The sequence below is a fragment of the Jatrophihabitans sp. genome (genome assembly GCF_035474675.1).
Classification (GTDB): domain Bacteria; phylum Actinomycetota; class Actinomycetes; order Mycobacteriales; family Jatrophihabitantaceae; genus Jatrophihabitans_A.
On record NZ_DATINC010000104.1, the window covers coordinates 45,303 to 56,543 of the forward strand.

Consider the following 11,241-nt stretch of genomic DNA (forward strand, 5'->3'; position numbering starts at 1 on the left):
TACTCATGATCATCTCGACGTCCCCGCAACGCCCGGACGACATCGTGGTCAGCGTGCCGGCCGGTACGCCCGCCGAGGTGCGCGCCGCCGCCGAGGCGGCCCGCAAGGTGCAGCCGGACTGGCTCGACGCGGGTGCCGCCGCCCGGGCCGCCGCGCTCGGCCGGGCCGCCGACGCGGTGCAGGCGGCCGCTGCCGAGCTCACCGAACTCGCGGTGCGCGAGGTCGGCAAGCCGCTGGCCGAGGCCCGGGGCGAGATCGCGCGCTCGGTGTCGATCCTGCGCTACTACGCCCAGCAGCCGTTCGAGGAGGTGGGGGCGGTGCATTCCCCGTCCGGAGCGGGGTTGCTGTTCACCACCCGGCGGCCGCGCGGGGTGGCCGGGCTGATCACGCCGTGGAACTTCCCGTTCGCGATCCCGCTGTGGAAGGCGGCTCCGGCGCTGGCCTACGGCAACGCGGTGCTGCTCAAGCCCGCCGAGCAGGCGAGTGGATGCGCGCTGCGGTTGCACGACCTGCTGGCGCCGGTGCTGCCGGCCGGCCTGTTCAGCGTGCTGCCGGGCGACGGGGACACCGGCCGGGCCGTCGCCGAGGAGGCCGACGTGGTGTCCTTCACCGGTTCCACCGCGGTCGGCCGGACGGTGGTGGCCGCCGCGGCGCAGCGCGGCATCCCGGTGCAGGCCGAGATGGGCGGGCAGAACCCGGCGATCGTGCTGCCGGACGCCGACCTGCCGGCCGCCGCCCGCAGCATCGCCGCCGCGGTGGCCGGCTACGCCGGGCAGAAGTGCACCGCCACCAAGCGGGTGCTGGTGGTGGGCGACCCGGAGCCGTTCACCGAGGCGCTGGTGGCGGCGGTCCGCAGCCTGGTGGTGGGCGACCCGGCGCGGGAGGACGTCAGCGTCGGGCCGGTCATCGACGCCGCGGCCCGGGACCGGGTGCTCGCCGCGGCCGAGAGCGCCGGCCCGGCCGGCGGCCGGGTGCTGACCGGTGGGGTTTCAGCCGGGAACGCCGGCTGGTTCGTCGCCCCCACCGTGGTGTCCGGGCTGCCCGCCGACCACCCGCTGGAGTGCGACGAGGTGTTCGGCCCGATCTGCTCGGTCAACGGGGTGGCCTCGCTCGACGAGGCGATCAGCCGGGCCAACTCGGTTCAGCAGGGACTGGTGGCCGGGCTCTACACCCGCGATCTCGGCAGCGCGCTGGCCGCCGTACACCGGCTCGCGGCCGGCATGATCAAGGTCAACGCGCCGACCACCGGGGTGGACTTCTACCTGCCGTTCGGGGGGACCAAGGCCTCCGGCTACGGCAGCAAGGAGCAGGGCAAGGCCGCGGCCGACCTGTACACCAGCGTGCACACCGTCACCGTGGAAGCGGGGTGAGCAGGCCATGACTGGTGCCGCGTCGAACCTGCCACCCGACGACAAGCTGGTGTTGCAGTCGGTCGGCTCCCGGACCAGCCTGCGCAACGAGGCCATCCGGACGTTGCAGGCCGCCATCATCGCCGGTGAGCTGCGGCCGAACGTGGTGTACTCCGCCCCGGCGCTGGCCGCCCAGCTGGGCATGTCGGCCACCCCGGTACGCGAGGCGTTCCTCGACCTGGTCAAGGAGGGACTGGTGGAGACCGTCCGCAACAAGGGATTCCGGGTGGTGGAGCTGGCGCCGTCCGAGCTGGACGAGCTGACCGAGATCCGGCTGCTGCTGGAGGTGCCCTCGGTACGCGCGCTGGCCCGGCGCGGGCTGTCGCCAGCCGAGTACCGGCAGCTGAAACAGCTGGCCGGCCAGATCGAGCAGGCCGCCGTGCGCAACGACGTGGTGGCCCACACCAAGGCGGATCTGGCGTTCCACACTGCCCTGCTCGGCCTGCTGGGCAACAAGTCGCTGATCGCCATCGTCGGCTCGTTGCGCATCCGGTCCCGGCTGTACGGCCTGTCCGCGCTGGCCGGCAGCGGTCAGCTGCTGCCCACCTCGCACGAGCACGCCGAGCTGATCGAGCTGATCCGGCGGCAGGACGCCGACGGCGCCGCGGACCTGATGCGCCAGCACATCGGCCATGTCCGCGGCTCCTGGGCGACCGGCATTGCCGACGGCTGAGCCGGTGCCGGCCGGCATGCCGCGCCGCTGCGTCGACGGCCGGGCGGTCGGTGCGGTGGGCCTGGGCTGCATGCCGATGAGCTGGTTCTACGACCGCGGCGCGACCAACGACACCGAGGCGGCGGCGGTGGTCTCCGCCGCGCTCGACTGCGGTGTGACGCTGCTGGACACCGCCGACGTCTACGGCCCGTTCGCCAACGAGACGCTGGTCGGGCAGGCGCTGCTCGGCCGCCGGGACGAGGCGTTCCTCGCCACCAAGGTGGGCCTGCTGGTCGACGGCGCGGGCAACTATCTCCGCGACGGCTCGCGGGCGCACATCGTGGCGTCCTGCGACGCGTCGCTGCGGAGGCTGGGTACCGACCGGATCGACCTGTACCAGCTGCACCGGGTGGATCCGGCCGTGCCGGTCGAGGAGAGCGTGCAGGCGCTGGCCGAGCTGGTGCAGGCCGGCAAGGTGCGCGCGATCGGGCTGTCCGAGGTGAGCGTGGCCGAGCTGGACCGGGCCGCCGCGATCGCCCCGATCGCCTCGGTGCAGTCGGAGTTCAGTCTGTGGACCCGCGATCCGGTGCGCAACGGTGTGCTGCAGTGGTGTTCCGACCACGGCGCCGCGCTGCTGGCCTACGCCCCGCTGGGTCGCGGGTACCTGACCGGCAGCATCCGGTCGGCCGCGGACCTGCCCGCCGACGACTGGCGCCGGCAGAACCCGCGCTTCCAGCCGGCGGCGTTGCAGGCCAACGAGCGGTTCCTGGCCACCGTCTCAGAGGTCGCTGCCCGCAGCGGCGCGACGGCGGCGCAGGTGGCGCTGCGCTGGCTGCTCGGCTTCAGACCGTGCGTGATACCGATCCCGGGCACCCGGCGGCCAGCCCGGGTGATCGAGAACGCCCTTGCCGCGACGGTGGATCTGAGCCCGGACGACGCGGCGCTGCTGACCGCCCTGCCCGAACCGGCAGCGCCGCGCTATTGATGTGGCACCCGTTCGCGGGTTGCTCCAGCGGCGGATCGATGCGCCGCGCCGAAGGGATGACCCGCATCGACGCACGACCGGTGACCGGCTCAGGCCAGCGTGCCGGGACCGCAAGGCATGGACGTACCAGCAGGCTATTGACAGCGGTATTTACTCTGCCCTACGCTGCCGAAACTCAAATAATGCGCAAATGGTACAAGCACCCCGCTTGTTCTAAGGAGCACCCGCCTGCAGGAGCTGGCGCAAGTCTGACGGAGCTGGCCTCCCCGAGCTCGTAACCGTGCGTGTCACGCGTGCCTGGACACCGGTGAGGCGCGGCGTACCGCCTGTCGTTCGGCAGGTACCCACCCTTACCAGAAAGGTGTTCCATGCCTCCCACCCCTCGTCGTCGAATCGCGACGGTGGCCGCGCTCGGCCTCGCGGTACCGACCGTCACCGGCCTGGTGCTCACCACCGGCGGTCCAGCCACTGCCGCACCCGGCCCCAAGGCGTCCCCGAACGCACTCGCCGCCCAGTCGGCAGCCGGCCTGGTCGCCGCCCGGCCCGCCGCCATCCATGCCAGCAAGGACGATACCTTCATCGCGCACCCGGTGATCTCCACCCGTGAGGGCCTGCAGTACGTGCCCTATACCCGCACCTACAAGGGCCTGCCGGTCTACGGCGGCGACTTCGTCGTCACCACCGACGCCACCGGCAAGGTGCTGTCCACGTCGGTGGCCCAGCACGCCGCGATCGACGTGTCCACAGCGGCGACCCAGTCCCCCGCGCAGGCAGCCAACACCGCCCGCGGCAGGGCTGCGGGCAAGGTGGTGGATTCGGCACCGGCCGGCCGAAAGGTGGTGTACGCGCTCAGTGGCACACCGCGATTGGCCTACGAGACAGTGGTTTCCAGCCATACCGGCGCCACGCTCAGCACGTTGCACGTGTTCACCGACGCCAGCACCGGCACGGTGCTGTACTCCTACGACGAGGTCCGCGAAGGCTCGGGCACCGGTCGCTACAACGGCCCGAGCCCGCTGACCATCGACACCAGCCACCCGACCAGCACCACTTGGACGATGACCGACCCGACCCGGTCGAACGTCTCCTGCCGCACCTACCCCAGCGGGGCACCGCTGTCCGGCACCGATGACGTGTGGGGCAACGGGGTCGGCACCAACCTCGAAACCGCCTGCGTCGACGCCCTGTTCGCCCTCAAGACCGAGTGGACCATGCTCTCGAACTGGCTGGGGCGCAACGGTATCAACGGCTCCGGCGGCGGCTTCCCGATCTACGTCGGCCTCAACGACATCAACGCCTACTGGAACGGCTCCTCGGTCGCGATCGGCCACAACAACGCCGGCGAGTGGATCACCTCCCTGGACGTGGTCGCCCACGAGTTCGGCCACGCCATCGACGCCACCACCCCCGGCAACATCGGCTCCAGCTCGGTCGCCGAGTTCACCGGTGACGTCTTCGGCGCGCTGACCGAGCGCTACGCGAACGAGCCCGCAACCTACGACCCGCCGGACTACACCGTCGGCGAAGAGGTCAACCTGACCGGCAACGGGCCCATCCGCTACATGTACAACCCGTCGCTGGCCGGTGACCCGAACTGCTACTCCAGCGCCATCCCCAGTACCGAAACCCATTCCGCGGCAGGACCGGGCAACCACTGGTTCTACCTGGCCTCCGAGGGCAGTAACCCGGCCAACGGCCAGCCGGCCAGCCCGACCTGCAACGGCTCCACCGTCACCGGCATCGGCATCCAGACCGTCGGCAAGATCTTCTACAACGCCATGCTGGCCAAGACCACCGGCATGACCTACCTGCAGTACCGCGTCGCCACGTTGAATGCCGCCAAGAACCTCTACCCCGGCAGTTGCACCAACTTCAACGCCATCAAGGCCGCCTGGAACGCCGTCAGCGTCCCGGCCCAGACCGGTGAGCCGACCTGCACGGCCAGCGCGGTCGTCGTCACCAACCCGGGTGCGCAGACCGGCACTGTCGGAGTCGCGAAGAGCCTGACCATGACCGCCTCTGGTGGCACTGCGCCGTACACCTGGTCGGCCACCGGCCTGCCCCCAGGGAAGACCATCAACGCCTCCACCGGCGTGATCTCCGGCGCCCCGACCACCGCCGGCAGCTACACCAGCACTGTCACCGCCAAGGCCTCGACCAACGCAACCGGCTCGGTCAGCTTCAGCTGGACGATCAGCGGCAGTGGCGCTCTCAGCGTGAGTTCCCCGGGTGCCCTGACCGGCTACGTGGGCATTAGCGACGATCTGTTCATGGGTGCCAGCGGCGGCACCACCCCCTATACCTGGTCGGCCACCGGCCTGCCGCCAGGCAAGACCATCAACGCGAGCAGCGGCCGGATCTCCGGCGCTCCCTACGTAGCCGGCAGCTACGGGGTGCGGGTCACTGCCACGGATTCCGTCGGCGCCTCTGACTTCACGAGCTTTACCTGGACGGTCGACACCGGCCCCCTCACTGTGTACCCCCGCGACCAGAAGGGTGTCGTGGGCACCGCCGATAGTGTGCCCTTGGTCGCTAGCGGCGGGACCGGGCCGTATACCTGGTCAGCCACCGGCCTTCCGCCCGGCTTCGACATCAGCGCCGACGACTCGGTGTCCGGCACTCCTACCACCGCCGGCACGTACAGCGTGACGATCACTGCCACGGACGCCGCCAACACCACCGCCTCGGCCACCTTCAGTTGGTTCATCAGCGGGCTGCACGTGATAAACCCAGGTACGCAGCGTTGGGAAGAAGGTATCCCCGTCAACCTCCAGATGCAGGCGGCAGACGGCGCTTCGCCCTACACCTGGTCAGCCACCGGCCTGCCGTCCGGCGTATCGATCTCATCGACGACCGGCCTGATCAGCGGTACACCTACCGGCCAGCCGAACCATTGTTTTTGCCCGCAGGTGAGCGCACGGGACAGCACTGGGGTGACGGCCTCCACCACATTCAGCGCATTCGTAGCCAGCCCGCTCGATCTCCCTCCAATCGCTGACCAGACCGCTGTCGTGGGACAGCCATACCAGTATCAGGTGAGCGCTTCCTTCGGGGTGAAGCCCTACACGTTCTCGGCGGGCATCGGCTTGCCAGCGGGTCTCACCATCACTCCCGACGGGTTGATATCAGGAACCCCTACCACCGCCGGTAGATACCTCGTGAGCATCCGGGTGACCGACAACGTCGGAGCGACCGACACCCGCTCCGCAACCTGGACTGTCACCTGACCCGGACAGACACCAGATCTGAGTTCCACGGGCCGGGGTGGCAAGCCTGAATAGCTTGCCGCCCCGGCTCATGCTCATGGCGGTGCCTGGTCGGACCGGGCCTCAGTCCTCGGTCGGGTCGGGAATCTCGCCGAGCAGTTTCTCCAGCACGTCTTCCAGGGTGGTGACCCCGAGCTGGGTCGAACCCGAGGTGACGATCGCCATGTGGGTGCTGGTCCGCTTCATCGCCTCCAGCGCGGCGGTCATGATGGTGCCGGCCGGGAGTTCGGTCATCGGCCGGTAGTCCTCCCGCGGCAGCGGCGCGTCCGGTCCCAGCGCCTCCAGCCGGAGCAGGTCCTTGGCGTGCACGAAGCCGGCCAGCCGGTTGCCGGAGCGGATCGGGTAACGGGAGTAGCCGCTGCTGGCGATCGCCCGCTGCAGGTCGCCGACCCGGGCGCCGGGGCTGAGGGTGACCAGCCGGTCGAGGGGAATGACGATGTCGGCGAGGGTGAGCGTGTCCAGCGCCAGGGCCTGCTGCAACCGGCGCTGGTCGTCGGGAAGAAGCAGCCCCTCGGCGGCGGACTCGTCGACGAGGTGCACCAGATCCTCGCTCGAATAGGTGGCGTTGAGCTCGCTGGTGGGCTCCACCCCGACGAGCCGGAGCAGCCCGTTGGCGAGCGCGCTGATCGCGGTGAGCACGATCCCGGTCAGCTTCGTCCAGCCAGCCATCACCACCCCGAGCACCAGGGCGCTGGGCAGCGGGTTGGCCAGCGCGAGGTTCTTGGGAACCATCTCGCCCAGCACCATGTGGCAGAAGGACACGAACAGCAGGGCAAGCACGAACGCCGCCGGATGCAGCACCGACGCAGGCAGCGACCAGGCGTCGAACAGCTGCTCGAGCCGGTGCGCGAACGCCGGCTCGGCAACCGCGCCGAGCCCGAGGGAGCACAACGCGATGCCCAGTTGGGAGCCGGCCAGCATCCGGTCCAGGCCGCGCATCTGCGCCAGCGCGATCGTCGCCCGGCGGTTGCCGGCCTGGGCCAGCGGCTCCATCTGGTCCCGGCGGGCGGTGATCAGCGCGAACTGCGCGCCGACGAAGGCGGCGTTACCGAGCAGGAACACGACGGCCAGCGCGATGCTCACGGCGTGCCCTCCGTCGCAACCGGCGGCGGGGTGGCGATCAGCCGGTCGATGCGATGGCCGTCGAGGCGGTCCACGCGCAGGTCCCAGCCCTCGATCGTGAGGTGCTCGCCCCGGTCGGGCAGGTGCCCCAGCCGGGCCAGCACCAGTCCGGCCAGCGTGTCGAACGGTCCGGTCAGTTCCGGCCAGCCGAACACCTCGGCGAAGTCGTCGGTGTGCAGCCGCCCGCTCACCGAGCGCCGGCCGTCGGTCAGCGCGATCACCTCCGGCACCTCGCCGGTGTCGTACTCGTCGCGGATCGGCCCGGTGATCTCCTCGATCAGGTCCTCCACCGTGACCACGCCGGCGGTGCCGCCGAACTCGTCGATGACCACTCCGAGCTGCAGGCTGCCGCGGCGCAGGGTGTGCAGCAGCGGCTCGCAGTGCAGCGTGGTGGGCACCCGCTCGGCCTCCACCATCAACCGGTCCACCCGGACCGTGGTGCGCGCATGCCGGTCCACGCCAAAGGCGTGCTTGATGTGCACCACGCCGGTGATGTCGTCCAGGTCCGTGCCGTAGACCGGGAACCGTGACCTGCCGCTGGTGCGGGCCGCCGCTAGCAGCTCGGCCGCGGTGGCATGGCGCGGCAGTGCCACCACGTCCACCCGCGGCGTCATGACGTCGGCGGCGATCTTGTTCCCGAAGGACAGGCTGCGCCGCAGCAGGTCCGCGGTCGCCGTCGGCAGCGCTCCCTCGGCGGCCGAGGAGGAGATCAGGTAGCGCAGCTCGGCCGGGGACCGGGCCGAGCGCAGCTCCTCCTGCGGCTGCACCCCTAACGCCCGGACCACCGCGTTCGCGGCGCCGTTGAACGCCGCGATGACCGGCCGGAACACCCTGGTGAATCCCAGCAGCAGCGGCACGATGCGGCGGCTGGTCGGCAGCGACCGGGCCAGTGCCAGGTTCTGTGGCACCAGCTCGCCGAACAGCATCTGGGCGATCGTGGCCAGCAGCAGGCCCAGGATCAGCGCCACCACCTCGCTCGCCTCGCCGAGGCCGACCGCGTCGGTGACCGGGTGCAGCGCGGCCGAGACCACCGGCTCGGCGACGAAGCCGAGCAGCAGCGAGCAGACGGTGATGCCGAGCTGCGCGCCGGACAGCTGGAAGGACAGCGTCGAGGTGGCCCGCTGCACCGCCCGGGCGCGCCGGTCGCCGCGCTCGGCGTCGCGGGCGACCCGGCCCCGGTCGACCGAGGTCAGGCCGAACTCCGCGGCCACGAAGACGGCGTTGGCGGCGATGAGGACCCCGACCGCCAGCCAGCCCAGCAGGGTCAGCACCGTTCGTCACACCTTCCAGCCGCTGCCGCGGACCGTGCGGCTAGCTTTCGACGGTACTGGCCCGAGGTACCGGCCCGGACCGGCCACGACAGTGTCGACATCCTGAGCACGCAGCGCGTCAGGCGATGCTGCCTCGCTCGGCAACCCAGCGATGCTCGAACGGCACTACCTCCGAGACGATCTCGAAGTCATTGTCGTAATGAATCACGGTCAGGCGATGTTCGGCCGCGAGGACGGCGGTGAGCAGGTCTGCCACAACGACCGCCCGATGGCGGCCGGTACGGGCCAAGCTGCGCTGGGCGTCGAAGGCGCGCTGCCAGTGGTGGTCGTCGGTGGCCAGATACTCGTAGGCAACCCGTCGATCGGCGCGTACCTGCTCGTACTCATCGGGACTGCGCGTGCTGTCCAGCGCTTCGGCATCCAACCTGGCGCAGGTCGCTACCACACCGCCCTCGATGAGCGGAGCCAGCCGACGACTGACAGCGGGCTGCGACATCCGCGCTGCCGCGCTGGTGTCGATCAGGAAGCGCGCCAGGTTCGCCACCGGGCTACCGCCAGACTTCGGCTCGCCGCTCCGGGTCGCTCAGTTCGGCTGGGCACCAGCTACCGCGGCTCGCAGATGCCTCGGGCCGGCCAGGTAACCTGGCCGGCCCGGACATCTACCGCGTCACGCGATCCTGGTCAGGAAAGCTGGTGCCCCGGAACGTCGAAGCGGTCCAGCATCATCACCTTGTCCCAGGCGGCCACGAAGTCCCGGACGAACTTCTCCTGCGCGTCGTCGCTGGCGTACACCTCGGCGATGGCCCGCAGCTGGGAGTTGGCTCCGAACACCAGGTCGACGGCGGTGGCCGTCCACGTGACCTCGCCGCTGTTGCGGTCGCGGCCCTCGTAGACGTTCTCGGCCGACTCCGACACCTTCCACTCGGTGTTTTCGTCCAGGATATTGACGAAGAAGTCGTTGGTCAGCGTGCCCGGCCGGTCGGTGAACACCCCGTGCTCGGACTGCCCGTAGGTGGCCTTCAGGGCCCGCATGCCACCGACCAGCACCGTCATCTCCGGCGCGGTCAGCGTGAGCAGGTTCGCCCGGTCCAGCAGCTTGACCTCCGGCGGCAGCTTCTCACCGCTGCGCAGGTAGTTGCGGAAGCCGTCGGCGCTCGGTTCGAGCACCGCGAAGGCCTCCACGTCGGTCTGCTCCTGCGAGGCGTCGGTACGTCCCGGCGTGAACGGAACGGGAATGTCGTGCCCAGCGTTCCGGGCCGCCTGCTCGACGCCCGCGCAGCCGCCCAGCACGATCAGGTCGGCCAGCGAGATCTGAGCACCACCGGCGCTGTTGAAGTCCTGCTGGATCTGCTCCAGGGTCTGCAGCACGCTCGACAGCTGGGCCGGCTCGTTGACCTCCCAGTCCCGCTGCGGGGTGAGCCGGATCCGGGCGCCGTTGGCCCCGCCGCGCTTGTCGGTGCCGCGGAAGCTGGCTGCCGACGCCCAGGCGGTGGCGACCAGCTGCGAGACGGTCAGGCCGGAGTCTGCGATCTTGCCCTTCAGCGCCGCGATGTCCGCCTCGCCGACCAGCTCGCCCTCGACCGGCGGCACCGGGTCCTGCCAGATCTGCGGCTCCGCCACCCACGGCCCGAGGTAGCGCGAGACCGGACCCATGTCGCGGTGCAGCAGCTTGTACCAGGCCCGGGCGAAGGCGTCGGCGAACTCCTCCGGGTGCTCCAGGAAGCGCCGCGCGATCTTCTCGTAGGCCGGGTCCATCCGCAGCGCCAGGTCGGTGGTGAGCATCATCGGCGGCCGGTTCAGCTCGCCGGTCTCCGGGTCCGGCACGGTGTTGGCCCCGGCGCCGTCCTTGGGACGCCACTGCTTGGCACCGGCCGGGCTCTCGGTCAGCTCCCACTCGTAGCGGAACAGGTTCTCGAAGAAGCCGTTGCTCCACCGGGTCGGCGTCGAGGTCCAGGTGACCTCCAGGCCGCTGGTGATGGTGTCCTTGCCCTTGCCGCTGCCGAAGCTGTTCTTCCAGCCCAGGCCCTGCGCCTCGACCGGAGCGGCCTCCGGCTCCGGGCCGACGTACTCGGCGCCGGCCGCGCCGTGGGTCTTGCCGAAGCTGTGGCCGCCGGCGATCAGCGCCAGGGTCTCCTCGTCGTTCATCGCCATCCGGCGGAAGGTCTCCCGGATGTCGCGGGCGGCGGCCAGCGGGTCGGGGTTGCCGTTCGGGCCCTCCGGGTTGACATAGATCAGGCCCATCTGGACCGCGCCCAACGGGCCGGACAGCTCGCGCTCGCCGCTGTAGCGCTCATCGCCGAGCCAGGTGTCCTCCGGTCCCCAGAAGACCTCTTCCGGCTCCCAGATGTCGGGACGGCCGAAGCCGAAGCCGAAGGTCTTGAAGCCCATCGACTCCAGCGCGACGTTGCCGGCGAAGACCAGCAGGTCGGCCCAGGAGATCTTCTTGCCGTACTTCTTCTTGACCGGCCAGAGCAGCCGGCGGGCCTTGTCGAGGTTGGCGTTGTCCGGCCAGCTGTTGAGCGGGGCGAACCGCTGC

8 protein-coding genes are annotated in these 11,241 nt (G+C 70.5%); 4 read left to right on the plus strand and 4 right to left on the minus strand.

The genetic code is table 11. The annotated features are described in order from the left end of the window. Positions 1-5 precede the first annotated feature (5 nt). From VLJ82_RS12635 to VLJ82_RS12650, 4 genes are all read left to right on the plus strand, one after another. Positions 6-1,370: an aldehyde dehydrogenase family protein gene (locus VLJ82_RS12635; protein ID WP_408663712.1), complete on the plus strand. Its 1,365-nt coding sequence runs from the start codon at positions 6-8 to the stop codon at positions 1,368-1,370. A gap of 7 nt (positions 1,371-1,377) precedes the next feature. Next, positions 1,378-2,082 (plus strand): GntR family transcriptional regulator, encoded by a 705-nt coding sequence (locus tag VLJ82_RS12640; protein ID WP_408663713.1) that lies wholly within the window; start codon positions 1,378-1,380, stop codon positions 2,080-2,082. Between the two features lie 16 nt (positions 2,083-2,098). Then, the gene (locus VLJ82_RS12645) at positions 2,099-3,046 is read left to right on the plus strand and encodes an aldo/keto reductase (RefSeq protein WP_408663714.1); all 948 of its coding nucleotides are present in this window, start codon (positions 2,099-2,101) and stop codon (positions 3,044-3,046) included. Positions 3,047-3,447: 401 nt separating this feature from the next. Continuing rightward, the gene (locus tag VLJ82_RS12650) at positions 3,448-6,273 is read left to right on the plus strand and encodes a putative Ig domain-containing protein (RefSeq protein ID WP_408663715.1); all 2,826 of its coding nucleotides are present in this window, start codon (positions 3,448-3,450) and stop codon (positions 6,271-6,273) included. A 102-nt stretch (positions 6,274-6,375) separates the two neighbouring features. Here VLJ82_RS12650 and VLJ82_RS12655 read toward each other — a convergent pair whose 3' ends face one another. From VLJ82_RS12655 to katG, 4 genes are all read right to left on the minus strand, one after another. Beyond that, positions 6,376-7,395: a hemolysin family protein gene (locus tag VLJ82_RS12655; protein ID WP_408663716.1), complete on the minus strand. Its 1,020-nt coding sequence runs from the start codon at positions 7,393-7,395 to the stop codon at positions 6,376-6,378. Further along, complete coding sequence (locus tag VLJ82_RS12660; protein ID WP_408663717.1) at positions 7,392-8,705, minus strand: hemolysin family protein; 1,314 nt, start codon at positions 8,703-8,705, stop codon at positions 7,392-7,394. Before VLJ82_RS12660 ends, VLJ82_RS12655 begins: the two co-directional genes overlap by 4 nt. Before the next feature lie 118 nt (positions 8,706-8,823). Beyond that, positions 8,824-9,249 (minus strand): PIN domain-containing protein, encoded by a 426-nt coding sequence (locus VLJ82_RS12665; RefSeq protein WP_408663718.1) that lies wholly within the window; start codon positions 9,247-9,249, stop codon positions 8,824-8,826. A 137-nt stretch (positions 9,250-9,386) separates the two neighbouring features. Continuing rightward, positions 9,387-11,241, minus strand: a 1,855-nt coding sequence (katG, locus tag VLJ82_RS12670; RefSeq protein ID WP_408663719.1) for a catalase/peroxidase HPI, incomplete at its 5' end; no start/stop codon positions are given.